We start from the raw sequence: 24,048 nt of genomic DNA on the forward strand, positions 1-24,048 counted from the left end.
CTCGTTGCTCCTCAGGGGGGTGGAGTGGACGAGCCCCGGCCGGCTGGGGTTGCACTCAGACTCGCATCGCGAGTGACTTAAGTGATACCTCCCAATTAGCCCATAACGCCGTGGTATGGGCCTCGTCAGGTGGCGTTATCCAACTGTTCGGCTATCCGCTCCAGACCACTCTTGATGAGCTGGCCGTACTCGTCGTCACCGAGCGCGCCGATCCCGGCTCGGGCCTGCTGGAGGTGCTCGCGGGCGCGGGCGAGATCGCCCAGCTTGCGATAGCACTCACTCAAGTTCAGGTGCAACGACGGATACAGGCCCGCCACCGAAAGCGGCACCCCGGCCTGCGCCACCTGCTCGTCGGTGACCTGATCAGCGGCGGCCAGCGCGCGCAGATCCCACATCAGCTCCTGGTGCACGTCGTCCTGCACATCGGCCATCGAGTGGGCAAGGACGCAGACATGCAGCGGATCGCCTTGCTCGCCGCCGATGTCCTCCCAGATCTGCGCGAACAGGTCGCGAGCGGCGTCAGGCTGACCTCGGTGGTGATGTAACTCCACCCCCTGGCCGATTCGGGCCATCGTCGCGTCGGCGGTCATCAGCGTCTCCTTCACTGGTCGGAAGCAGCGGCCAGCCTACTCAGTCGTCGTGGGCGATGAGCATGAGTTGCCGCCACAGCAGCACGACGAACACCGCGGAGCCGGCGAAGGCGAACCAGAAGGGCGCCGCGACACCGAAGCGGGTGGCCAGGACACCGCCGATCAGCGAGCCGACCACCAGACCGGCGTAGACGCAGATGGTGTAGACACTGCCCACCCGGCCCTGGAGTTCGTGCGGGACCGCGCGCTGGCGGACGGTGGTCGAGGTCGTGCCCCAGATGAAGGCGTGCGCGCCGAAGGCCAGGAAGATGGCCCCGGCCACCCACGGTGAACGGGTCAGGGCCAGGCCCAGGTGGGTGAACGTCTCGATGATGAGTCCGATCCGCATCAGGGCGCCGAGACTCACACCGCGGGTGATGGTCCCGTACAGGCCGGTGCCGATCAGGCCGCCGATCGCGCCGATGGTGGTCATCAGGCCGAACCCCATGGCGCCCAGCCCGAGCTGTTCCTGGGTGTAGAGGACGAAAACCGACCAGGCCGCGCCGAACGTGAAGTTGAAGATCAGGATGGTGAGCGCCAGGGTGCGGACCGGCGCGTGCTGGATGGTCCAGGTGAACCCGGCGATGAGTTCCCGTACGGTGTCGGGCTTGGGGCCGTCTGCCTGCCGGCCGTGCGGCGGCAACGTGATCCGCGAGACCAGGACGATCCCCGCCATCACCAGGAGCAGCTGGCTCGCGAACGGCCAGGTGAAGCCCAGGCCGAACAGCGCCGCGCCGATCGGCGGCCCGGCGAGCTGATTGAGCGTGATGAACCCCGTGCCCAGGCGGGCGTTGGCGATGACGAGATCGTCCTTGCCGACCATCATGGGCGTCAGCGTGGCCGTCGCGTTGTCGGCGAACACCTCGGCGATGGATCGGAGCGTGAGCGCCGCCAGCGCCGTCGCCACGGTCACGGTGCCGGTCACCAGGAGCGCGACGAGCGCGGCCAGCACCATGGCCCGTACCGCGTTCGCGACGAGCACGATCCTGCGCCGGTCGCGCCGATCCGACAGCACGCCCGCGTACAGGCCGAACAGCAACGGCGGCGCCCAGCCCACCAGGGCCGACAGCGAGATCAGCAGCGGGTCGCGGGTCAACGTCGCGATCAGCAGCGGGCCCGCGGCGGCCGCGACCCCGTCACCGAGATTCGTCAGCCAGCTCGAGGCCAGCAACCACCGAAACCCTGTCCCCAGCCGGGCAGGCAGGACCCTCTCCATCACTGTGATCACGAGCGCAAAACCATACGTTTCGCGGGGATCTACGGCAACGCGTTTTCGCGTCTACGCGCTACGTCGCGAGGAGCCGGCCGCTCTCCTCGGACCCCGAATCAGGCGGACTCGCGGATCACCAGGCTCGCGGTCTCGGTCCGTGGGGACTGCGGCGAGCGCGCGCCGTCGGCCCGCAGAATCATCTCCGTCAGGTGCTCGGCCACGGTCTGGGTGTGCTGGTCGACCGTGGTCAGGGGCGGCACGGCGAAGGGCGCGAGCGGGATGTCGTCCACGCCGATCACCGCGAGGTCGCCGGGGGCGGCCAGGCCCGCGGTCCGCATCCCGGCCAGCAGCACGAACGCCGTCTCGTCGTTGTAGGCACAGACGCCGTCGACGCCCGCGGCGTGCCAGCCGCGCGCCACCTCGGCGGCCGTGGCCGTGTCGAGCGGGACCTCGCGTACGTCCGGCGGCTCCAGCCCCAGCTCGGCACAGGCTTGGCGGACGCCGCCGAGACGCAGGTGGTAGAAGTCGCGTACGCGCGGATCGTCCGGCGCCGCGTAGCCGATGCGGCGGCGACCGGTGGCGGCGAGATGCCCGGCCTGAAGGCGGCCGATCTCGGTCTGCGGCAGCGTCAGGACGTTCTCGCCGCCGCCGTCGAGGCGGGCGCTGACCAGTTTGATGCCGGCCGCCCGCAGGCTCGCCCGGTCCTCGGCGGAGATGGCGGTGAACGCGACGATGGCGGTCGGCTCCAGCTCGCGGGCGAGCGCCGTCACGGGCAGGCGGCGTTCGCGCCGGGTGATCGCGGTCAGGCCGTGTCGTTCGAGGTCGTCGGTGAGGTGCTCGACGAGCTGCGCGAGCGTGGCGCCGAGCGGCACGCCGGACAGCACGATCAGCACGAGGTCACTACGGCCCCGGCGCAGGGTGCGCGCGGCGGCGGAGGGCGCGTAGCCGAGCTTGTCGACCGCCGCGAAGATCCGGCTCCGGGTCTCCTCGGAGATCTTCTGGTGCGGCACGTTGTTGAGCACGTAGCTGACCGTGGTCTGCGAGACCCCGGCCTCCCTGGCCACATCGATCGAGGTGATCCGGCGCTGCCTGGCTGCCATCCGACCCCTTCAGTACGGCTCCGGGCTGAATCGTAACAGTGGTGCCGGCGGAAACCGGCCGGGAGATCTCTGAGTAAGTCATCCAACTAACTGTGGACAAGCGCCGAGCGGACGCACTAGAGTTCTTCTCAGTCAGCCAACTAACTAACTGATGGAGAGCAACATCATGATCGTTGTCACGGGCGCCACGGGTAACGTCGGACGCGAGCTCGTCAGCATCCTCGCCGCCGCCGGCGAGCAGGTCACGGCCGTGTCCCGCCAGTCCGCCCAGTTCGCCGAGGGCGTCCGGCACAGCCCGGCCGACCTGAACGACCCCACGAGCCTCCGCTCCGCGCTGGAAGGCGCCGACGCGCTCTTCCTCCTCGTGGCCGGAGACGACCCGCACGGGATCCTGAAGGAGGCCGCGCACGTCAAGCGGGTCGTCCTGCTGTCCTCGCAAGGAGCGGGCACCCGTCCCGAGGTCTACCGGCACCCGGCCCTGTTCGAGCAGGCGGTGCGCGAGTCGGGGCTGGACTTCACGATCCTGCGGCCGGGCGGCTTCGATTCCAACGCCTACGCCTGGGCCGAATCCGTCCGGACGCGGCGCACCGCCGCCGCGCCCTTCGGGGACGTCGGGCTGCCGACCATCGACCCGGCCGACATCGCCGCGGTCGCGGCCGCGGTCCTGCGTGAGTCCGGGCACTCCGGGCGTACGTATGAGCTGACCGGGCCCGCGCTGGTCACCCCGCGCGAGCGGGCGGCGGCGCTGGGGGCGGCGCTCGGTGAGCCGGTGCGGTTCGTGGAGCAGACCCGCGAGGAGGCACGTACGCAGATGCTCCAGGTGATGCCCGAGCCCGTCGTCGAGGGCACGCTCGCCATCCTGGGCGAGCCGACCGCGGCCGAGCAGACCGTCAGCCCCGACGTCCAGCGCGTGCTCGGCCGCGCGCCGCGCACCTTCGCCGACTGGGCCGCGCGCAACCTCCCCGCCTTCCGATGAGCACCGATTCCCACCTTCCGGACCTTCCGGCGGGCACCACTCGCCGCCTTCCGGAGGGCGCTCCGGCGGGCGTGGCGGGTTTCCTCGCCGAGCCGCACGTCGCCACCCTGACCACCCTGCGTCCCGACGGCTCGCCGCATGTGGTCGCGGTGCGCTTCACCTGGGACGACGTAGCGGGGCTGGCCCGCGTCCTGACCGTCGGCAGCACCCGGAAGGCCAGAAACCTCGCCCGGCAGGGCGGCCGTGCGGCGCTCTGCCAGGCGGTGGGGTTCCGGTGGGTGACGCTCGAGGGCGTCGCCACTGTGCACGACGTACCCGATCGGGTGTCCGAGGGCGTCAGGCGCTATGCCGAGCGCTACGGATCGCCGCCACCCCATCCGCCCGGCCGCGTCGTCATCGAGATCGCGGTCGATCGCATCACTCAGCTCAACCTTGGCTAAGGACTGGATCATGGCATTTCTCGACATTCTCGACTCGACCCTGCACTACCGGGAGTCCGGCGCTGGGGCGCCGATCGTCTTCCTGCACGGCAACCCGACCTCGTCCCACCTGTGGCGAGAGGTCATGCCGGCCGTGGGACCCGGCCGGCTCCTGGCCCCCGACCTGATCGGCATGGGCGAGTCGGGCAAACCTGATATCGACTACACCTTCGCCGATCACGCCCGCTATCTGGACGCCTGGTTCGACGCCCTGGACCTCCAGGACGTGGTCCTGGTCGGGCATGACTGGGGTGGCGCCCTGGCCTTCGACTGGGCCACCCGGCACCCAGGTCGGGTGCGCGGCATCGCGTTCACCGAAACCATCGTCAAGCCGATGACCTGGGAGGAGTTCCCCGAGGGCGGCCGCGAGCTGTTCCGGGCGATCAAGACCGAGGGCGTCGGCGAGGCGATGATCCTGGACGACAACGCCTTCCTCGAGCAGGGGCTGCCGGGCACCGTCGCCACACCGATCTCCCAGGGCGACCTTGACGTCTACGGCAAGCCGTACCCGACGCGCGAGAGCAGGCGGCCGCTCTTGCAGTGGCCGCGCGCGATGCCGCTGGGCGGCGAGCCCGCCGACGTCGTGGCCAGGGTCGAGGCGTACGACCGGTGGCTGGCGGCCAGCACGGACGTGCCCAAGCTGCTGCTCACGTTCGCACCCGGGCCGGGAGCGATGATGCACGTGGACATGATCGCGTGGTGCGCGGCCAACATGGCCGCTCTGGAGATCGAACACTCCGAGGAGGTCGCCGGACACCACACGCCGGAGGACCACCCCGTCCTGATCGCCACGGCCATCTCGGCCTGGGCGGACCGGCACGGCCTCCGCTAACGGTGGCGGACGACAACCCGACGCCCCCACCACGCCCCGCCCGACCGAGCCGGAGTGTGTTTCCCTCATGGGCGAGCTTCTCGTGTCGAGATTCATCAGACGAAGGTGGGTGACTAGGGTGCGAGGGCTGGGCGGTGTGCAATCTCGGCTCATGACGGACATTGACCGGATCGATCACTCGGTCCTGTACACCACGGACATGGACACCACCGCCGCCACCTACGAGGCATTGGGCTTCACCCTGAGCCCGCTGTCGATGCACATGGGTTCCCATCGTCCCGGCGGCGAGCGCGAGCCCATGGGCGCCGGTAACCGGTGCGCCCTGTTCGGCGGCAATTACCTGGAACTGCTCGGCCTGTTCGGCGACGGACGCGTCGATCCCTGGCACATTCGCTCGCTGATCGCTCGGTACGAGGGCCTGCACGGCAACTCGTTCGGCTGCGCCGACGCGGCCGTGACCGAGGAGCGGCTGCGCGCGGCCGGGCTGTCCTCCTCGGGCGTCCTGCCCCTGCAGCGCGAGGTGGAGACCCCGGACGGCACCGCGACGGCACGGTTCCAGGCGATCCACCTGGAGAGGGCGCTCACGCCCGAGGGGCTGGTCCACGCCGCCTGCCATCTGACGCCCGAACTCATCCACCAGCCCCGCTACCTGCGCCACGCCAATGGAGCCACCCATCTGGAGAGCGTCCTGCTGGTGGTGGACGACAGTGACCTGGCCGCCACCGTGCAACGGTATGCCCGCATCCTGGATGTGACGCCGGTCGCCGAGGGGCCGCGCCAGGTACTGCGGCTCGCGCTTGGGCAGATGGAGATCATCCCGGTCTCCGGCTTCGCCGAGGTGCTGCCCGGCGAGGACGTTCCGGCCCTGCCGTACATGGCCGGACAGACGGTGGCGGTCGCCGATCTCGCCGCCGCCCGCACACTGGTGGAGGGCAACGGCTTCGCCACGCGGGACCTGCCGGGCGGCGGGTTCTTCGTCGGCGCGGCCCAAGCACGCGGCGCCGCGCTCGCTTTCCGTGAGGTGCGGCCATGAGCCTCACCACCTTGTTCGCCTTCCGTGAGGTGCGGCCATGAGCCTCACCGGCGCGTTCGCCGGCATCCGGTACGGCAGGGCCGATCGGCTGTCGGCGCCGCGGGCCGTACCGGACCTTGATGGCGGGCCTGGAGCGCCGCTGCCGGGGCGGGCCGCGCCGCAGCCGGCCTCCCGCCTGGCGCACGTCATGGGTCCCGACAGCGGGCTCGAGCAGGACGAGGACTGTCTGTCGTTGAACGTCTGGGCTCCGGGCGGCAGCGGGCTTCCCGTCCTGGTGTGGCTGCATGGCGGCGGGTTCACCAGCGGCTCGGGCGGCGAGGCGTGGTACGACGGTGCGCTGCTGGCCCGGCGCGGCGAGATGGTGGTGATCACGGTCACCTATCGGCTGGGCGCTCTGGGCTACCTGTACCGGCCCGGCGGTCAGGCCAACCTCGGGCTGCTCGACCAGATGCTGGCGCTGCGGTGGGTGCGGCAGAACGTCACCCGCTTCGGCGGAGATCCGGATCGCGTGACGTTGGCCGGCCAGTCAGCCGGTGCGATGTCGGCGCTGGCCATGCTGCGCCATCCGGGCTGCGGCGAGCTGTTCCAGCGGGTCATCCTGCAGAGCCTGCCCGCGGGTGTACGCCCCTACGACCTCGAACAGGCCACGTCCATCGCCGATCTCTTCCTCGAACTGCTGGGCGCCGACGTCATGACGGCGCCGACCGCGTCGATCCTGGCCGCCCAGGGCGAGGTCGCCCGGCGCACCGCCAGGCCGGGCGCGGTCACTCCGCCCTTCCAACTGGTCGAGGACCCGGCGCTGACCGACGCTCCCCGGGACATCCCTACATTGATCGGAACCACCCGGGATGAGGCCAGGGCGTTCTTCCCCAGCGCGGCGGAAGAGGCGACCGACCGGCTGTTCCGCCACGGCAGCCTGGAACTGGCGGCGGCCATGACCACCGCCTACGCCTACCAGTTCGACTGGTCTCCCGCCGGTAGCGCGCTCGGGGCCTGCCACTGCGTCGAGTTGCCGTTCGTGTTCGGCGGCCTGCGGGCGTGGCGAGACGCGCCGATGCTGGCCGGGGCCGACCCAGCCGATCTGGGGCGCCTGGTCGAGCAGGTCCAGCGGCCCTGGATCACCTTCATCCACGGCGAGTCACCCGGCTGGCGTCGCTACGACCAGGGCTCGTTCGTGCATCACTTCGCATAGTCGCACCGACCCGTTTGCTGCTGCGGATGATCGGCGCGCTCTCCAACTCGCGGATGCCCGGCAGGGGACCGATCCCGGTCTCCAGGTACTCGTAGAGGGCGGGCACGTCCCGGCAGGCGGCGAACACCAGCAGGTTCGTCGTGCCGGTGGTGGCCGCCACGAAGGCGGCCTCGGGATGCCCGGCCACCGCGTCGGCTGTCCGCCGTAGCGCGGATGGCTCGACGGTCAGCCACAGCATCGCGATCGTGTCGTATCCCAGGAGCAATGGGTCGATGTCCACGTCGAAGAAGACCGCCCCGGCCCGGCGCAGGTACTCCAGCCTGCGCCGGGCCGTCATCTCCGAGGCTCCGATCGCCTTGGCCAGCTCGGCATATCCCGCCCGTCCGTCCTGGGCGAGCACCGCCAGCAGCTGTTCGTCCTCCTCGCTCGACACTACGGCTTCCTCGCACAGGTCGCCCGGCCCGGGGGCCAGCGCCGCGATCTGGCCGGAGGTGAGCGCGTCGGCCCGCCCGTGCCACCCGGTCGGACCGCCGGCGAACACCCGCAACACGCAATGGGCACTGACCCCGGTGACCTGTGGCGTCCGTGGGAGCTGTCCGAGGAGCAGAGCGTCCCGTCGCTGCCGATCCCGCGCCTGGACGACACAGACGATCTGCGTGCCGCCCGAGGTCAGGCTCACCCAGGAGGTGTCGTCCCTGCGCGCCAGCGCATCGGCGATCGCCGTGGCAGCCTCCGGTAGAGCCTGGATCCGCAACACCCACTCCACCCAGCCCAGCCGCTGCGCCACCGGCTGCCCCACCACCCGCAACGCACCGGCCGAACGGAGCCGCCGATACCGCCGGGCCACCGTCTGATCCGACACCTCCAGCACGGCCGCGATCTGCCTGAACGCCGCACGTCCATTGACGTGCAGCGCGTGGACGATCGCTCGATCCAGCTCATCCAGCAAGGGCAACGCCTGGTTCACAGCACGGCGTATTGGTCGTACGCGGCATAAAGCTCAGTCCATTCGTCGTCGATGAGCCGGTGGCCCGGGCGGCATGACCTTACGCGATCCGGGCTGGTCTTGGCCGAGGGCGATCAGGCCGGCTGCGCCCTGGCCCGGAGGGTGAAGTCTGCGCGACACCTCACATTGCGCGGGGCTGCTTCGTCCTACCGGTGAACCGAACGCGAAGGAGCTTACCGACCATGGAACCCGTCAAGGTCGCGATCATTTACTTCAGCGCCACCGGCACCGTGCATGCTACGGGCCGCTGAACACCTTCGCCCGGGGAAGATCGATCTGCGGAAGATCCGCAAGCACTGGGGCGCCATCCTGCGCGTGGTCGCCTCGATCTACACCGGCGAGGTCCGCGCCTACGACGTGGTCACCATGCTGCAGCGCGACGGCCACCCCACAGCGCTGGGGGAGGCCATCGCCGCCTATGGCCGGCATCTTCAAGTCCTTGCAGTGCGCCACGAGGCGCTGTTCTGTTCGGACGGAGGTGAAAGACCACCGGCGCTTTGCCGTCGTAGCGGCGAGGCGAAAGTTGGAGGCAGCCTGATCCGGGGGTCGCCGGGGAGGGTGGGAGCAGCCTCGACAAAGTCGGGTCGGTCCAGGACTGCCGGATGGGCCGGGCCCGGTGAACGAGAGGGGAAGGTATACGCGAGGAACCGGTGTCGTTACGCCTCTTCAATTTGAACCAGCTCCAATCTGGCAGATATGGGCTGGGTGGCGGTGCGCATCCGCTCGGAAGGGCGGAGAACTTCTGGCCGGATATTGCATGTCTGGGCTGGGAGGCCACGGTGAAGGACTACGGCGTAGCCGTGGCGAGGCCGCAGGGGCAGAGCCGGGTGCCTAACCCCACAACCGAACAGCAGTGAACGTGGGAACCGTCCGCGTACGTTCCTCATCCGCCCCTCAGCCAGAGGTGCCGGGTGCGGATAGGCGCGGACGCCTGCCGAAGGCGCGGATGGGACGGAGCCGTCGTAGTACTCGGAGCCGGGGAGAGCCCGGTACAGGGGGAAGGACGGCAGCGTGCCAGTTGAGGAGAAGAGTGCAATGTCCGAAGACGCGCCGGTGAATTCCGGCGCCGTGAGATGGCCGGATCCCGATTCGGCGTATCTTGCGGTACGGAGGATGCAGATCAAGTTACATCGCTGGGCGGGAGAGGACTTCTCCCGCCGCTTCGGCGACCTGTTCAACCTCGTCTACGACCCGGCCTTTCTGGTGCATGCGTGGGAACGTGTCGCATCAAATGCCGGGGCAAGGACGCCGGGGATCGACAGGGTCACGGTGGCCTATATCGAGACCCGGATCGGGGTGGAAGAGTTCCTGGACGGCATTCGCAACGCGCTGAAGTGTGGCGGGTTCGAGCCGGTCGAGGTGCGGCAGGTGATGATTCCCAAGTCGAGCGGCAAACTCCGCAAGCTGGGGATCCCCACGGTCGCCGACCGGGTGGTCCAGGCCAGCCTCAAGGCGGTGCTCGAACCCATCTACGAAGCGGACTTTCTGCCGTCGTCGTATGGGTTTCGTCCCAACCGGCGAGCACACGACGCCATTTCCGAGATCCATTTCCTCGCGTCCAGCCCTCGGAACTATCAGTGGGTACTGGAGGCGGACATCACGGCGTGTTTCGACGAGATCGATCACACGGCGCTGATGAGCCGAGTGCGGGGCCGGATCAAAGACAAGCGGGTGTGTGCCCTGGTGAGGGCGTTCCTCAAGTCCGGGGTCATGACGGCCCTTGGCGAAGCGGACGAGACTGTGGCGGGAACACCCCAGGGCGGGATTCTCTCCCCGCTGCTGGCCAACATCGCCCTGTCAGCGCTGGACGAACATTTCGACCGGCAATGGCGGGAGATGATGAGCACCGACAAGCGGCGGCGTACGCGCAAAAGAAAAGGTCTGGGCAATTGGCGGATCGTCCGCTACGCGGATGATTTCGTTCTGATGGTGTCAGGCGATCGACACTGCGCCGAGGCACTGCGCGAGGAGGTGGCAGGTGTGCTGGCCCCGCTGGGGTTGCGCCTGTCTCCGGAGAAAACCCGTGTCGTTCACGTGGACGATGGCTTCGACTTCCTCGGATTCACCATCCGCAGACAGCGGAAAAGAGGAACGGAGAAGTACTTCGTCTACACCAAACCGTCCAAGAAGGCGATTCAGTCGATCAAGGACAAGGTGAAGACAAAGCTGAACAGGTCAACCCTGCATCTGGACCTGGACAAGCTGTTGATCAGCTTGAACAGGATGATGCAGGGCTGGGCGAACTACTTCAGATATGGGGTGTCGAAACAGGTGTTCCATGCGGTGGACGACCACGCGTGGCATCGCATCGCCAAGTGGATCCACCACAAGCACTCCCGGCTCAGTTGGAGCGAACTGCGTCGCCGGTTCTGCCGACCGGGTACCTGGATAATCGCCCATCACGGTGTCGAGTTCACCGGCGCATCCAGCGTCAAGGTGACCCGCTACCGCTATCGCGGGAGCACCATCCCGACCCCATGGACTTCGAGGCCGGCAGCCACCGCGAGCGGTGGCTGACCAGCGGGAAAGGCACGTGGAGCGCCCGATGCCGAGAGATTGGCACGTCGGGTGCGGCGGGCGGGCCGGGGAAACGGATCAGTCGCGAGGCTGGCACCGCGCCCCGGTCCGACCCGACCATCCTGGCCTTCATCGACACCGACGAGACCTACCGGCGCGACATCAAGCACATTCGCAACCTGCAGCAAGGCCGCCACGACCTGGCCCGCAAGATCTGCCACGGCCGCAAGGGCGAGCTGTACCACCGCTACGAACGGGGTCTTGAAACCAGCTCGGCGTCCTCGCGCTTGTTCTGAATTGCGCGGTTCTGTGGACGACTGTCTACCTTGACGCCGCCGTCCGCCAGCTCAAGGCCCAGGGGTGCCCAGTCCGAGACGAGGACATGGCCCGACTCAGCCCGTTCGTGCGCAAGCACCTCGGCGTGCACGGCGCCTATAACTTCCTCCTGCCGGGTCTGGCCCCCGGCGCCATCCGCGATCTGCGCGACCCCGACGCACCCAACGACGACGAAGAATGAGACCCCCGTGACAGACAACGCGGCCGGCTTCTGGTACTGCGGCGATCTCGCGCAGGGATTGACCTTCGGCGCGGAGGGCGAGGATCGCGCGGCGTTTGTCGGCGTCGACGACGCGGGGGCGGTCCGTGCTGGTCAGGTACGGTGCGCGGTCGAAGAGCACGAGGGCCAGCCCTTGGGGCCTCATTTCTGCATCTCGTAGGTCAGCTTGACGATCTTCGAAAAGGTCTTCACGCCCGCGAGTCTCAGCTTGGCATCCTGCCCCTCCCGGAAAAATTGCTTCCCACTCCCGGCCATAAAGGGGTAAATCGTGAGGTCGATGACATCGATCAGCTGCTCTCGCAGAAGAGCCTCCCCGAACTGGCCGTGGCCGAGAAGCAGCAGGTTTCCCCCGTCTTGCCGTTTGAGGCGGGCCACCTCGGCAACGGCATCGCCCCGAACGATGATCGAGTTGTTCCAATCAGCCCTCTCCAGCGTCGAGCTGAACACGTACTTCGGGATCGTCGTGAGTCGGTCGGCCCACATCGGCTTGTGGTCTGTGCGACCGTCATACAGTTCCGCGAACGCTTCGTAGACGCGGCGCCCGAACAGGATCGCGTCGCAGGCCGACAGCAGACCCAGACCGTCCCGCAGATAGGCCTCATCCTGGTACTCAGCCACTCCCATGCCCACCGGGTCTTCAACGACACCGTCCGCCGAGGTCAGAACGTACTCGATCACTTTCCGCATAGCGCTAACCCTCCTGATTCGGTTACCGCTACCTACGAATGAGAGCCCTCGGACTCATCGCTACTGCTCGAAGAGCGCGAACAGCTTTGGATCCCGGTAGACGAGTAGGTGGGACAGCAGGCCGTCCGCTCCCCCCGTGAGCACATGGAGCGTGTTGGGCTGCACACCGTCGTCGGTGACGTGATAGAGCAGCAGCCCTGGTTGATGATTGGCCGAGATGAGACACGTCTGCCAGCGGGCGCCACGCCGGCGGAAGAGGTCTTCCATGAATGCTCGGTACGGAACCCGGCCGCGCAGCCACTGTCGAACTGGCGGCATCTCGAAGACGACATCCGCTGTTACCAACTGCTCCAGTGCCTCTGCGTCCCCCGCTTCCAAGGCCCGGGCGTACTGCTCGACCAGTGCGGCTTCGATGCCTCGTTGCTCAGGGCGGCCATCAGTTCGCGTCTGTGAGAGACGAGCTCGAGCGCGCTGGAGTGCAGAGTTGATCGCAGGTACCGAGGTGCCGAGTGCGGCGGCAGCGTCGGCCGAGGAGAAACCCAACACCTCACGCAGAATGAAGACCGCACGCTGTTGTGCTGGCAGCGCTTGTAGGAGAGCCGTCAACGCCAACCGGACTTCGCTGCCCCGCACCACCGCATCGCCGGTGCCATCCTCGCCCAACCAGCTTGACGGGGCCGGCTGCAGCCACGGGGTGTCGAACCGAGGGACCAGAGGGGCGCCCATCTCGAATCCGGGATCGCTGAGATCGCGCGGCAGCGTACGGCGGCTCGCGTTCCGAAGTCGATCCACGCAGACATTCCGAGCGATCCGAAATACCCATCCGCTCACGCTCCCTACTTCGGCGTCAAAGTCCCCCCGCGCTCGCCATACCCGCTCAAGCACATCTTGGACGGCGTCTTCAGCATCGAACGGAGAGCCCAACATCTGATAGCAGAACGCCCACAACTCGCGGTAACGCTCGCCGAGGAAGCCATCCAGGACCTCCGTCCATCCCCTGTCCACAGGGCTAGTATTCACTCACCGCAACAAGGCCGACGACCACACTCGGACACTCAGGACTCAGCGACTGAGCCACGAGCCCCAGCTCCGTAGGCGTCAACAAGGTTCTGACCCGCGACAAGGCCCTCCGCTCCCGAACGTGTCCCCGCCAAGCAGTCGATCAAGGGTGTCGGGATTAGAAGGTTTGACGACACCCACGTGAAGGCTGCCGAGAGGGCCAGAAGAACCCGGACAACAGGGAATGAACCACCCCGCACGGGGTGAGCCGAGTCGCCGTGCGCACCGCACTGGCCGACCCGGTGCCCGCCCCAAGGACCCGCTCCCTCAGTCCTGATCGAAAGATGGGCCACCCCCATCCGGACGGTGGACGGCGGTAACTCCGCCCGAGCCCGGCTCGCTATCGCCGTTGGCCGTTCGGTTGCTGGTCAAGGGCCGGCGCTTGTTCGGCATCGTGGCCTCCTGCCTCCAGAGTCCGCCATGGCGTCCTTTCGCTCAAGAGACCGGTGACCTGCCGGTTCAACCAGTAGACGTAGGCGCGTCGCGGCCGCGGTTCAGCTGGCCATGAGCTTGCGGTTGGCCGCGCGGGCGGCGGCCAGGTCCTCCTCGCGCATCGTCGGCGCCGGGCGGCCCACCCTGCAACAGTGGTTGGACGGCGCCAAGCCGGTCCCGGACCCGGACGACCTGGTCGACGCGATCGCCGAGGTGCTGCCCGCCCACGGGCCGCTGGCCGATATGAACGATAGTGAACGCCCCACCTGCGCAGCGGCCAGGTGGCGATGATGCCTATCCCCGCCCGGGAGGGAAGGTTGACATGCATGGACTCACCTCAGGAACGCCTATTCCGGTTAGTGCCTGCGACCTTGGCGAGGATCGCCGCGTGGTGCGCATGCCTGATCGTCATCGGCATCGTGGCCCACTATGTGTTCGACTTCGTGGCGACGATGCGCATCGTGGCCCTGCCGGTAGCGGTCGCCCTGCTGCTGACCGCGCTGCTGTTCCCGCTCACCCGGCAACTGCGCGCCTCGGGCCTGCGGGCGATCTACGCCACCTGGGTCACCATGCTCGTCGCCCTCGCCGTGCTGAGCGGGACCGGCTGGATCATCGGCGTCCGAGCCAACGAGGAGTTCCCCGGCCTGATGACACAGGTCAGGCAGACGGCCAAAACCCTGGAGGACTGGCTCTACACCGGCCCCCTGCATGTGAAGCCCATCCAGCTCAGCGGCTGGGTGGACGAGATCGCCAAGCTGGTCACCGAGCGCCAGCAGCAGATCACCTCGACAGTTCTCGCGGGCACCGTGGTGCTGGTCGAAGTGCTCGCCTCGATCGTGCTCCTGCTGTTCGTGACATTCTTCCTGCTCAAGGACGGTGACCGGATCTGGTCCTGGCTCATCAAGGGATTCGGCCGGATGGCGCCGCGGGTCGACCGGGCCGGACGGACCGCCTGGACCACGCTGTCCCACTACGTGCACGGCACGGTGGCCGTGGCCGCGGTGCACGGCGTGCTCATGGGTCTGGTCCTGGCCATCATGGGAGTGCCGCTCTGGGTGGCACTCGCCGTACTCATCTTCCTGGCCAGCTTCATCCCGATCGTCGGCATCCTCTTCGCCGGCGCAGTGGCGACCCTGGTCACCCTCGGCGCGAAAGGCCCCGTCTACGCGCTGATCTTCATCGGCATCCTGATCGTCGAACAGCAACTGGAAAACCACGTGCTCCAGCCGCTGATCGTCGGCCGGATACTGCACTTCCACCCGCTGGCGATCATCCTCGTGCTGGCCGTCGGCGGCATCCTGGCCGGGATCGCGGGCGCGGTCGTGGCCGTGCCGATCACCGCCATCCTCTACCGGGCCGTGCCCGAACTGTTCAAGGACGACCCCATCCCCCTCCCGGCAGCACCGGCTCCACGACCACCACCGCAGGCCACACCCCGTGGACAGGATCCTACGCAGAAAGACTGACGGCCTCGGCGGCACGCTCGCGGCAGGCGCAGGCGCAGGCGCCGGCGCCCAGGCTGTGGCGGACTCATGCGGAACGAGGCCGGTGCCGTAGCGGTTGGGGGAGTGCGGGTCGCCGGGCCGGTCGGTGAAGGCGTGTTGGCGGCGGTGGACGGCCATCCAGTCGATCGGGTTGCCCTGAAAACTCATTGACCCGGCCACGGCCAGCACGACGCGCAGCCAGGGGCGGGCGGTGAAGGAGCGGTGGATCAGCAGCCGGTGGAAGCCGACCGTCACCCCCAGCCCGGTCACCACGTAGAAGACGGTGGCCAGCAGCAGGTCGGTGAGGCTGACACCGGTTCCCCACGCCAGCCAGAGGCCGGCGGCCAGCGCGATGAACGGCGCGACCACGATGGTGGCGGTCAGTGCCACCTGGGCGAGGCCCGCCCGCTCGCGCATGGCAGGCTGGGGGAACGGCGCGCTGCCGTCATAGCCCGCCTCGGTGAGGTCGTGGGTGATCGGCATGCCGGTCACGCCACGATCGGGAAGCGTCGGTCCAGGCCGGTGATGTGCAGCAGCCGGGCCACGCGCGGCGGAACACCGGTCAGCGCCAGCGTGATGCCCCGTGCCCGGGCACGGCCTTGCACGCCGATCAGCACACCCAACCCGCCGACCCCGCAGAAGGTGACCCGGGACAGGTCCAGCACGAGCGGATCGGTGCTGTAGTTGAGAGTTTTGAGCAGCCGCTGACGCAGCTGAGCGGTGCTGAAGATGTCGATGTCCCCCGACAGGTGCACGAGGGTCGGCGCCGAAGCTGTCGGCGCCGTGGCGGTCGCCCCGCCGAGCAGGGCCGTGTCGATAGCGGTCATGGAAGGTCTCCTATTTGGAGAAGGCGAAGATGGATGAGAGGCCTGTCGGCCGGAGATCGGCCCGCCGCCAAAGCGGGCGGTGCCTGGACCGCTCAATCCGGCCGACAGGTGTACGGGGTTACCTCACGCCGATGTCGGCGTTCGGTCGCCTGCGCCGGTCGCTTCCTGCGCGACGACCGATCCGCCCTCGTTCTCCCAGCGGGCCGGGCTGTCGGCGGTCCCCGCTCGGAACGCGGGATCGGGTGGCAGGCTCGCCAGGGTGAGGATGTCGTCGAGCGCCATGCCGGCGGTGTCTTGGGCGGTGAGCTTGAACGTGGCCTCGGCGGCGCCGGCGGCGGTGCCCGAAGGGATGATCAGCAGGACGATCGGTTCGCCGGCGGCGAAGATGAGAGTGATCACGCGCGGGTCGGTGTGGCGGAACCAGCCGATGCGGACCTGGCGCCCACGCGCCGGGATGCGGCGTGGGATGTTCTGCCACGCATCGCCATGGAGGCCGATGCGGAGCGTGACTCGATCAAGCAGCCGGTCGACGGCGGCGATCAGAGCGGGCAGCTCGGCAGCCGCGTCGCGGGAGGAGGGCCACCAGGCCCCGTCCACCATCGCTCGCCGATTCGGTACCGGGCGCAGACTGAGGCGTAGCGTGGAATTGACCTGAGGGACTGTGGAGGAGGCGGCGCTGAGCGGCGCGGGGTGAGAGAGAAGTGTCGGCGTCATGATCTGCCTGACCCGTCCGAGCCCTGCGAAGAGGGCCGGTGGTGGTTCGCCGGGGGCGACGCAGACCTGAATGCCAACGCTCGGAAGGTCCTCGGTATCTCCATCATACTTCATTACTTCCGGAATTCGGCAATTCCGGAAGTAGACTGAGCGGGTGACTTCCGGAAACACGCCCTCAGAGATCATGCAACCGGTCGGATCAGCTTCCGGAAACACAAGCCGGTCGCGGGCCGTGCCGCTCCCCGCCTCCCACGCCCCCGTCCTGGCCGACTACACCGCCGCGCTCGCGCACGCCCCGCTGGCCGACTCCACCAAGACCAAGTACGTCTCGCGACTGCGCGGCTACCTGGCCTGGCTGGCCGACCCAGCCGACGCCGGCGCCCTGGACGGCGACCCGCTCACCGACCCCATCGCCGCCACCGGCGCCGTGCGCGACTTCCGCCGGCATCTGAAGAACGGCCGCCGGGCCCCCAACACCATCGACACCTACCTGTCGGCCATCGACGACTTCTATGCCCGCCGCGGCCTCGGCAAGCCCCAGGCGCGCCGCGAACGCGACGCGCGCCGCACCGCCCCCCGCGCCCTGGACGCCCGGCGCACCCGCCGCTACGTCCGCCACGTCCAACTCACCGCATCCTCGCGCGACAAGGCCATCGCCCTGCTGCCCTACTACGCCGGCCTGCGCATCTCCGAGGTCGTCGGCCTCGACCTGGCCGACGTCCGCCTCTCAGCCCGCAAGGGCGAACTACGCATCCGCGGAAAAGGCCGCGACGACGGCAAGATCCGTCTGCTGCCCGTCCATGCAGACCTACGCCAGGCCCTGACCGACTGGCTGGAGGCCCGCGCCGGTTGGAAGGGGGCCAGCACTCAGGCCGCGGTGTTCCTCAACCACCGCGGCGGCCGCCTGAGCGACCGCGCCACCCGCGACATCATCACCGGCCTCGGCGACGCCGTTGGCCTTAATGACGACCCCACCGAACCCTTCAGCCCGCACGTCCTGCGCCACACTTTCGCCACGCAGCTCATCCGCGACGGCAAAGACCCCATCCTGGTCGCCGAACTCCTCGGTCACGGCTCACTGGACACCACCCGCCGCTACGCCCTGCCCACCGAAGCCGACAAGGCAGCCGCTCTGGACGCCCTCATCACCGACCATTGACCACCAGCTTCCTACTGGTAGAGACCGTTGATCGGGTGATCTGTATTCGCCTGTGCGGGGAGATCCGTAGTCACTTTGTGTGGTCGCCAGCGGCGTAACGGCTCCAAGGGCTTCCGGCAGCTGCGGCGTGGCGCGTGGTGGCCTGAGGGGTGTAGCCGAGCATCTCGGCAACGACCGGGGCTGGGGCTTGGAGCACGAGTTGGCGCAGGGCAGCTTCCCGGGCGGCGCGCAGGTCTGTCGGGTGCTTTCTCTTCGGCTGTGGATCTCGTTTCCCTCTCGCGGCTGGGCGGCTCTTGCCGGAGGAGGACTCGCCGATTGACGAGTCCTGCTGATGGCCGGGCGTGCGGTGGCCTGTGGTCGGTAGGGTGCCTGCACTGGTGAGCGTGGAGGGGCAGAAGGTTCACCAGATCTCATCAGTGGAAGGTGCCCGATGCCCGGGCATTCAGGATGACCCGCGACGCGTTGTTCGAGACCTCGTGCAGGCCGTCGCGCCGTATGACGAGCGAGAGGCGTCCGATCAGCAGTGGATGCTGGACTGGATCGATGCCGGTCATCCGCTGTTCCGCACGGCCAAGCCGGCCACTCCGCACCGGCATCTAGCGGTTCATGCCGCGCTCTTGGACGAGGCGGAGCGAACCCTGATGCTCGTAGATCACGCGACGGCGAAGGCTTGGCTAACGCAACGATTTGTCGCCAATGACTGTCCCCCCTTGTTCCCCAACCCGTAGTGGCGGGCCTCGGCGAGGGGGGAACACCCCGATGTCGACGCGGATGCAGCCGGGTCCAGCCAGGGAGACCTCGCGGCGACGGATGGCGCGCCGCACTCGATCAGGGCAGGTCGGTCAGTGTGGATAGCACCTCGGAGGCGAAGAGTTGCGCCGGGTCGAACGGCATGCCGGTGAAGTGACCGGCGACCTCCAGGCTGATCACCCCGTGCACCCGGGTCCAAAAGGTCAACGACCGGTGCAACGTCTCGTCGGGATCGTGCGAGAAGGCATCCTGCACGGGGGCGAAGATGCGGCGGGCCAGGTCGGTTGCCTCGGCCGGCGCGGTGTATCCGGGCACTGGTGTCCCGTACAGCAGGAGGTAGCGGTGCCGGTTGTCACGGGCCCATTCGCGGATCACCGTCCCGATGGCGGTCAGCCGGTCGCGCGGGGTGCCACCGGTGACGGTCGTGGCCTCGACACGGTGCGCCAGGTCGCGGTAGGCGGACAGGATCAGCTCGGTCAGCAGGTCGTCGCGGCTGGCGAAGTACCGATACAGCGCTGGCGCGGTGATCCCCATCTGCTTGGCGATTGCCTTGAGCGACAGGCCAGATGCGCCGGCCTCGGCCAGCTGCTTCCAAGCGTGTTCCTGCACTTCAGCCCGGATCTGCTGCCGGTAGCGCTCGCGCGGTCCGGCCAGCGGGTTTACCAGCTGCTGCCTGGCCGTACGGGTCTCGTTCACCATCTGCCCCTCTCCGTCACATTGACGGCAGCTTAGCTTAGTTATATGGTGTAACTATCGTTACTGAGTATCACTTCATCCGGGAGTCACCATGAACAGCTTCCCCGCCGTCGCCCTCACCTCTTTTCTGATCGGTGGCTCCGTTCTTGCCGGCAGCGCTGCGCCCGCCCTGGTCACCGGCACGATCGCCGCCCCTCACCAGTCCGACAGGCACGACGATGCCGGCCGCGCACAGCAGAACAAGCAGCTGATCCACGCCTGGGTTCAGCTCTGGAACGGCGACTACACGCTGGCCAAGCGCATCATCTCCCCCGACGTCCGGGTCCGGGCCGCGCTGCTCGACGGCGGTGACGGCAGCACCGTGAAGGGCCCGGCCGGCATGGTCGACCTGATCGGCCAGATCCGGGCGGCCTTCCCCGACCTGCGCTTCACCGTCGAGGTCGGTCCGATCATCGACGATGACCATGCGGTCGTGCGGTGGGTCGCCAACGGCACCTACGGCGGAGGCTTCCCTGGCGCGACAGCGGCGATCGGCACCAAGGTCCGCTTCACGGGCACCGACACGCTGCGTGTCAGGCGCGGCCTGATCACCGACTACTGGCTCAACGCCGACACCCTGCTGCTCATCACCCAGCTCAAGGTCACACCCGCCTAACTGATCGTTTCGAAATGAGGTTCGGAGGCGGCGCAGGCAGATGAGGCTGCCTACCAGGTCGAGCAGGCCCTGATGGAGATCGGCGCCCAACGGCTACGCGGCCGCGTCGTACGGATTGATGACCAGCGGCGGGTGCTGGTCGAATGGCGCGCCCCGTACGCGGACTGTTCGGCACCCCCAGCCGCTTCGGCAACCCGGCGAGCCAGCTCAGGCAGTTCATCGACACCACCGGCCCGCTGTGGTTTCAGGGCAAGCTCGTGGACAAGGTGTATTCGGCTTTCACCGCCTCCAACACCGCCCACAGCGGACAGGAATCCACCCTCCTGGCACCGGGGAACACCTTCTACCACTGGGGCGGCATCATCGTGCCCCCCGGCTACACCGACCCCATCCAGTTCCAGTCGGGCAATCCCTACGGCACCTCCCACGTGGCCGGCGATGGCCCGCCCAGTGAGGTGATCCTGCAGGCGGCCCGCCATCAGGCCCGCCGCGTCGTCGACACCGCGGCCTCGCTCAAGGCCGGCCGCGCCGCCTGATCCGGCGCGGGATTTGTGAACGGAGGATGCGATGACTTCGAATGATTCCGAGGTCAGGGCGCTCTTGGAGAGTCGAGCCGATGTCTGCCGGACAAAGGACATTGACCGGCTCATGTCACGTTACTCTTCCGACATTGTTTATGACGATGTCGTCCCGCCTCTTCCGTTCGCGGAATCCGATCAGGTCCGCGGCAGCTTTGTGCGGTGGTTCGACGAATACGACGGCCCATCGGCTGGGAAACGCACCACCGCGCCATTGCGACGAGTGGAGAGGTCGCGTTCGCGCACATGCTTCACCTGGACAGCGGAACACGCAAGAACGGACTCCAGAGCGCGATATGGGGACGATCGACAGTTCGCCACCGACGGTCAATCGACAAATGACGTGTCAGCCTGCCGTCCAGGGCCGGAGCTTCTCAGGGTTCCGTACTCCCCAGATGTGCTTGATCCGGTCACCCGAGACCTCGGACGCCATCACCGCCACGGTGACGTCGGCCAGCTGAAGCACCAGACCGGGCTGGCCGTTGACCGTACGCTCCAGGATCGTCAAACCGGGTGCCATGCCGGCGACATCGACGCAGTAGCGGGCGATCCGCTCGCGGCCTTCGATCGGGTGGAGCCCGGCGCTGACGAGGCCGCCGCCGTCAGCGATCGCCGTGGCGTCGGGGTCGAGCAGGCCGATGAGGGCGTCGACGTCCTTGGCCTCCCATGCCTGCTTGAAGTCCCTGACGATGCCGGCCTGCCGCGCCGCCAAAGCCGGAGTCGCGGGCGCCTGGGAGGCACCAAGACGACGGCGGGCCGAGGAGGCCAGCTGGCGACAGGCCGCCGGGCTACGGCCGACGATCTCGGCCACCTCGGCGAAGGAGTAGCGGAAGACGCGCGTGCCGAGCCGAGCAGGTCCAGGCAGATGCGGCTGGCGACCGTCGTCAGCCATCCGCTGGGGGACTCGATGGCTTCCTGCTGCCGCGGGGTCATGGCGTACCAGCGGGTGTAGGTCTCCTGTACGACATCCTCCGCGTCGGCCAGGGAGCCCAGGAGGCGTTAGGCGAGATTGATCAGCTTGCGCCGCTCGCTCATGATCGCGCTCAGGCCCGGATCGAGCCGGCCGCCTCCTGGCTCGGATGGGGTGGTCATGCTGTCGCCGACTTTCCGTTTGTCCCGTGTGCTCTCCCCAGTACGACGAGACAACACCGCGGAATGTGAGGCGGCACGCTAACCGGCGATCTCGACGTTGTGCCGCCGGTCGCGCAGGCGCTGGACGGCCCCGGCCGGCGCCCGCGCGTCCACCACGATGACGTCGAACTTCTCCAGCGGCGCCACCCGGTGCAGCGCCACCCGGTCGAGCTTGGTGTGGTCCACCGCGAGGACGCAGCGCGTGCCCGCGGCCACCATGGCCCGCTTCACCAGGACGATCTCCTGCTCCTGGTGGAAGGCGTGCCGGTCGGAGATCGCCGAGGTGGAGACGATCACCATGTCGGGGTTCATGGCCTGGACGGAGTCGACGCATCCGACGCCCAGGAACGAGTCGTGCGTCGGATGGTATTCGCCGCCCAGCGCCATGAGCCGGATGCCGGGCACGGGGGCGAGCAGCTTGATGGCCTCGAGGAAGTTCGTCACCACGGTCAGGGGGGCCACCTCATGGAGATGGCGGGCGATGGCCAGCGCGGTCGTGGAGTCGTCGATCATGACCGAGCTGCCCGGCTCGATCAGCCCCACCACGTGGCGGGCGATCGCCTCCTTCTCCTCGGTCTGGGCCGTCAGCCGGTAGGCGATGTTGCTCTCGAAGACGCTGGACGCCTGCGCGCTCGCGCCGCCGCGGTATTTACGCACCATCCCCTGGAACTCGAGCTCGTCGAGATCGCGGTGGACGGTCATCACGCTCACACGGAACACCTCCGCGAGCTCGCTCACCGAGGCGGAGCCGTGCCGCATGAGATGCTCCGCCATCGCCTGGCGCCTGACGACTCCCCTGTCCGAGTGCTGACGTGATTTCACCCGCGCCCTCCCGGCCTCGATGACAGAACGATGACAGCGCGATGGCAGCTGTGATGACAGCGCATCGTAGCGTGGCGCGCACCCTTGACACCCCTGCGGAACGGCTCGTAGTCTCCTCGCACCTTCACAACTTCACACGTTTTCACGTTAGATGTAACTCATTAAAACGTTCGCATCCCTCGGGAGCCCCCCAATCCCGTAGACCGAGGAGACAGTGCAATGACCGAACTACGCGACGCCAGGCTGAGCCGCGTTCAGTTCTTCCGCATGATGGGCGGTCTCGCGGTCGCCGCCGCGGCGACCGCGTGTTCGACCAAGCCACAACCCACCGGCTCCACCGGTCAGGGGCAGGCGTCCGCCGTCGAACTGCGGTTCGTCGGCGTGGCCGACCAGAAGGCCCCGATGGACGAGCTGGTGGCGGCCTACAAGCAGGCCAAGCCGGGCGTCACGCTGGCCACTTCGTTCGCGCCGACCGACCAGGTGCAGACCTCGCTGCGTACCCAGCTCGGCGCGGGCAACGCGCCCGACGTGCACGTGGTCTACCCGGGCAGCGGCAGCGCGATGTCGATGGACCAGATCGCCGGGGCCGGGCTGCTGGCCGACCTGTCCGACCAGTCGTGGACGCAGACGATCCCGACCGGTTTCAAGCCCGCCTTCCAGAAGGACGGCAAGACCTACATCTACTCGGCCGGTTCCTCGGTCATCGGCGCGATCTACAACAAGAAGGTGTTCCAGGAGGCGGGCGTGGACGCGCCGCCGACCACCTGGACGGAGTTCCTGGCGGTCTGCGACAAGCTGAAGAAGGCCGGCAAGACGCCGATCGCCCTGGGCGCGCAGACGCCGTGGGTCACCCAGCTCATCACGTACGCCCTCGTCCCCTCGACCGTGTACGCCAAGGACCCCACCTTCGACGACAAGCAGGCGGCGGGGCAGACCAGCTTCGCCAAGTCCGGCTGGCGCGACGCGATGGAGATGTACCTGGAGCTGCAGAAGCGCGGCTTCTTCAACGACAAGCCGAACGGCACCACCTTCGAGCAGCAGATCTCGATGGTGGCCACCGGCAAGGCGGGCATGGCCATCCAGGTGTCCGCGGTGCTGCCGGACTTCCGCAAGTCGGCGGGCAACCCCGACGACCTGTCGATGTTCCCGGTCCCCGGCGCGGACGTGGCGGACCAGGTGTGGATCCCGGCCGGCGTGGTGGTCGGCCTCGGCGCCGCCGCCAAGGGCAAGAACCTGGCCGAGGCCAAGGCGTTCATCGACTTCCTCGGCAAGCAGGAGAACATCAACCGCTGGGCCAAGGCGATCGCGGCCATCCCGCTCACCCAGGACGCCTCCTCCACCATCGACCCCGCCGTGCAGTCGTTCCTGCCGTTCACCAAGGACCGGGCCGTGCCGTTCATGGACCAGCGCTGGCCCAACGCCGAGGTGCAGCCGGTCCACTTCGCCGTGATCCAGGACCTGCTCGCCGGCAAGATCAAGATTGACGACGCGCTGCGGAAGATGGACGAGGCCTACGCCAAATGA

The 24,048-nt window shown here is 68.1% G+C and carries 27 protein-coding genes and 2 pseudogenes; 16 read left to right on the forward strand and 13 right to left on the reverse strand.

Annotated elements, in window-relative coordinates; genetic code table 11:
* Positions 1–125: 125 nt before the first annotated feature.
* The 3 genes from LDL49_RS27440 to LDL49_RS27450 form a co-directional block, all read right to left on the reverse strand.
* Positions 126–590: a hypothetical protein gene (locus tag LDL49_RS27440; RefSeq protein WP_225294825.1), complete on the reverse strand. Its 465-nt coding sequence runs from the start codon at positions 588–590 to the stop codon at positions 126–128.
* 40 nt (positions 591–630) lie between these two features.
* Complete coding sequence (locus LDL49_RS27445) at positions 631–1,800, reverse strand: MFS transporter (RefSeq protein WP_263655577.1); 1,170 nt, start codon at positions 1,798–1,800, stop codon at positions 631–633.
* 155 nt (positions 1,801–1,955) lie between these two features.
* Positions 1,956–2,939 carry a LacI family DNA-binding transcriptional regulator gene (locus LDL49_RS27450; RefSeq protein WP_225294827.1) on the reverse strand — a complete coding sequence of 328 codons (984 nt, stop codon included), beginning with the start codon at positions 2,937–2,939 and terminating at the stop codon, positions 1,956–1,958.
* Between the two features lie 166 nt (positions 2,940–3,105).
* On the opposite strand from LDL49_RS27450, the gene LDL49_RS27455 reads away from it, so the two are divergent.
* The 5 genes from LDL49_RS27455 (at position 3,106) to LDL49_RS27475 (ending at position 7,451) form a co-directional block, all read left to right on the forward strand.
* A complete protein-coding gene (locus LDL49_RS27455) occupies positions 3,106–3,915 on the forward strand; it encodes an SDR family oxidoreductase (protein WP_225294829.1) in 810 nt (269 codons plus the stop codon).
* Positions 3,912–4,355 (forward strand): pyridoxamine 5'-phosphate oxidase family protein, encoded by a 444-nt coding sequence (locus LDL49_RS27460; protein WP_225294831.1) that lies wholly within the window; start codon positions 3,912–3,914, stop codon positions 4,353–4,355. The genes LDL49_RS27455 and LDL49_RS27460 overlap by 4 nt, the downstream gene beginning before the upstream one ends.
* Positions 4,356–4,365: 10 nt before the next feature.
* Entirely contained in the window at positions 4,366–5,226 is an 861-nt protein-coding gene (locus LDL49_RS27465; protein WP_225294833.1) for a haloalkane dehalogenase, read from the forward strand.
* Positions 5,227–5,377: 151 nt separating this feature from the next.
* Positions 5,378–6,259, forward strand: coding sequence for a VOC family protein (locus LDL49_RS27470; RefSeq protein WP_225294835.1), 882 nt, complete (start codon positions 5,378–5,380; stop codon positions 6,257–6,259).
* A 37-nt stretch (positions 6,260–6,296) separates the two neighbouring features.
* Positions 6,297–7,451 (forward strand): carboxylesterase family protein, encoded by a 1,155-nt coding sequence (locus LDL49_RS27475; protein WP_225294836.1) that lies wholly within the window; start codon positions 6,297–6,299, stop codon positions 7,449–7,451.
* Here LDL49_RS27475 and LDL49_RS57170 read toward each other — a convergent pair.
* Positions 7,384–8,400, reverse strand: a complete 1,017-nt coding sequence (locus LDL49_RS57170) for an Lrp/AsnC family transcriptional regulator (protein ID WP_263655578.1) — start codon at positions 8,398–8,400, stop codon at positions 7,384–7,386. The genes LDL49_RS27475 and LDL49_RS57170 overlap by 68 nt on opposite strands.
* 291 nt (positions 8,401–8,691) lie before the next feature.
* Between LDL49_RS57170 and LDL49_RS59300 the strand changes: the two genes are divergently transcribed.
* The 5 genes and pseudogenes from LDL49_RS59300 to LDL49_RS27505 all read left to right on the forward strand — a co-directional run bounded on the left by LDL49_RS59300 (position 8,692) and on the right by LDL49_RS27505 (position 11,690).
* On the forward strand, positions 8,692–9,132 hold the full coding sequence (locus tag LDL49_RS59300) for a Tn3 family transposase (protein WP_372470443.1): 441 nt from the start codon (positions 8,692–8,694) through the stop codon (positions 9,130–9,132).
* A gap of 360 nt (positions 9,133–9,492) precedes the next feature.
* Positions 9,493–10,974 carry a group II intron reverse transcriptase/maturase gene (ltrA, locus tag LDL49_RS27495; protein ID WP_225294838.1) on the forward strand — a complete coding sequence of 494 codons (1,482 nt, stop codon included), beginning with the start codon at positions 9,493–9,495 and terminating at the stop codon, positions 10,972–10,974.
* Positions 10,935–11,350: pseudogene (locus LDL49_RS57175) on the forward strand (Tn3 family transposase); the annotation flags it as partial. The gene ltrA and the pseudogene LDL49_RS57175, both read left to right, overlap by 40 nt.
* 6 nt (positions 11,351–11,356) lie before the next feature.
* The gene (locus LDL49_RS57180) at positions 11,357–11,491 is read left to right on the forward strand and encodes a hypothetical protein (protein WP_263655580.1); all 135 of its coding nucleotides are present in this window, start codon (positions 11,357–11,359) and stop codon (positions 11,489–11,491) included.
* 7 nt (positions 11,492–11,498) lie between these two features.
* Entirely contained in the window at positions 11,499–11,690 is a 192-nt protein-coding gene (locus LDL49_RS27505) for a hypothetical protein (protein ID WP_225294841.1), read from the forward strand.
* Here the strand turns inward: LDL49_RS27505 and LDL49_RS27510 are convergent.
* Positions 11,672–12,217 (reverse strand): dihydrofolate reductase family protein, encoded by a 546-nt coding sequence (locus tag LDL49_RS27510; RefSeq protein ID WP_225294842.1) that lies wholly within the window; start codon positions 12,215–12,217, stop codon positions 11,672–11,674. The two genes, LDL49_RS27505 and LDL49_RS27510, sit on opposite strands and share 19 nt — an antisense overlap.
* Positions 12,218–12,277: 60 nt before the next feature.
* Positions 12,278–13,222 (reverse strand): RNA polymerase subunit sigma-70, encoded by a 945-nt coding sequence (locus LDL49_RS27515; RefSeq protein WP_225294844.1) that lies wholly within the window; start codon positions 13,220–13,222, stop codon positions 12,278–12,280.
* A gap of 558 nt (positions 13,223–13,780) precedes the next feature.
* On the opposite strand from LDL49_RS27515, the gene LDL49_RS27520 reads away from it, so the two are divergent.
* Together LDL49_RS27520 and LDL49_RS27525 are read left to right on the forward strand one after the other, a co-directional pair.
* On the forward strand, positions 13,781–13,999 hold the full coding sequence (locus LDL49_RS27520) for a hypothetical protein (RefSeq protein WP_225294846.1): 219 nt from the start codon (positions 13,781–13,783) through the stop codon (positions 13,997–13,999).
* 80 nt (positions 14,000–14,079) lie between these two features.
* Positions 14,080–15,174 carry an AI-2E family transporter gene (locus tag LDL49_RS27525; protein WP_225294848.1) on the forward strand — a complete coding sequence of 365 codons (1,095 nt, stop codon included), beginning with the start codon at positions 14,080–14,082 and terminating at the stop codon, positions 15,172–15,174.
* A gap of 506 nt (positions 15,175–15,680) precedes the next feature.
* Here LDL49_RS27525 and LDL49_RS27530 read toward each other — a convergent pair.
* Both LDL49_RS27530 and LDL49_RS27535 read right to left on the reverse strand, forming a co-directional pair.
* Positions 15,681–16,019, reverse strand: a complete 339-nt coding sequence (locus tag LDL49_RS27530) for an STAS domain-containing protein (RefSeq protein ID WP_225294849.1) — start codon at positions 16,017–16,019, stop codon at positions 15,681–15,683.
* Positions 16,020–16,142: 123 nt separating this feature from the next.
* Positions 16,143–16,919: a DUF5994 family protein gene (locus LDL49_RS27535; RefSeq protein ID WP_225294850.1), complete on the reverse strand. Its 777-nt coding sequence runs from the start codon at positions 16,917–16,919 to the stop codon at positions 16,143–16,145.
* A gap of 46 nt (positions 16,920–16,965) precedes the next feature.
* Between LDL49_RS27535 and LDL49_RS27540 the strand changes: the two genes are divergently transcribed.
* Entirely contained in the window at positions 16,966–17,892 is a 927-nt protein-coding gene (locus LDL49_RS27540) for a tyrosine-type recombinase/integrase (RefSeq protein ID WP_225294851.1), read from the forward strand.
* A gap of 413 nt (positions 17,893–18,305) precedes the next feature.
* Here LDL49_RS27540 and LDL49_RS27545 read toward each other — a convergent pair whose 3' ends face one another.
* Complete coding sequence (locus LDL49_RS27545) at positions 18,306–18,446, reverse strand: hypothetical protein (RefSeq protein WP_225294852.1); 141 nt, start codon at positions 18,444–18,446, stop codon at positions 18,306–18,308.
* Between the two features lie 274 nt (positions 18,447–18,720).
* Positions 18,721–19,341: a TetR/AcrR family transcriptional regulator gene (locus LDL49_RS27550; RefSeq protein WP_225294853.1), complete on the reverse strand. Its 621-nt coding sequence runs from the start codon at positions 19,339–19,341 to the stop codon at positions 18,721–18,723.
* A gap of 88 nt (positions 19,342–19,429) precedes the next feature.
* Here LDL49_RS27550 and LDL49_RS27555 point away from each other — a divergent pair, with 88 nt between their 5' ends.
* Entirely contained in the window at positions 19,430–19,993 is a 564-nt protein-coding gene (locus LDL49_RS27555; protein WP_225294854.1) for an ester cyclase, read from the forward strand.
* Between the two features lie 143 nt (positions 19,994–20,136).
* Complete coding sequence (locus LDL49_RS27560; protein ID WP_308016195.1) at positions 20,137–20,529, forward strand: NADPH-dependent FMN reductase family protein; 393 nt, start codon at positions 20,137–20,139, stop codon at positions 20,527–20,529.
* A 388-nt stretch (positions 20,530–20,917) separates the two neighbouring features.
* On the opposite strand, the gene LDL49_RS27565 is transcribed toward LDL49_RS27560, so the two are convergent.
* From LDL49_RS27565 to LDL49_RS27575, 3 genes and pseudogenes are all read right to left on the reverse strand, one after another.
* Positions 20,918–21,463 (reverse strand): sigma-70 family RNA polymerase sigma factor family protein, encoded by a 546-nt coding sequence (locus LDL49_RS27565; RefSeq protein WP_225294855.1) that lies wholly within the window; start codon positions 21,461–21,463, stop codon positions 20,918–20,920.
* A gap of 5 nt (positions 21,464–21,468) precedes the next feature.
* Positions 21,469–21,564, reverse strand: a pseudogene (locus LDL49_RS58500) (RNA polymerase subunit sigma-24); the annotation flags it as partial.
* A gap of 177 nt (positions 21,565–21,741) precedes the next feature.
* Positions 21,742–22,476, reverse strand: a complete 735-nt coding sequence (locus LDL49_RS27575) for a DeoR/GlpR family DNA-binding transcription regulator (protein ID WP_225294856.1) — start codon at positions 22,474–22,476, stop codon at positions 21,742–21,744.
* 267 nt (positions 22,477–22,743) lie between these two features.
* Between LDL49_RS27575 and LDL49_RS27580 the strand changes: the two genes are divergently transcribed.
* Positions 22,744–24,048: an extracellular solute-binding protein gene (locus LDL49_RS27580; protein WP_225294857.1), complete on the forward strand. Its 1,305-nt coding sequence runs from the start codon at positions 22,744–22,746 to the stop codon at positions 24,046–24,048.

The sequence above is a fragment of the Nonomuraea aurantiaca genome (assembly GCF_020215705.1).
Taxonomy (GTDB): domain Bacteria; phylum Actinomycetota; class Actinomycetes; order Streptosporangiales; family Streptosporangiaceae; genus Nonomuraea; species Nonomuraea aurantiaca.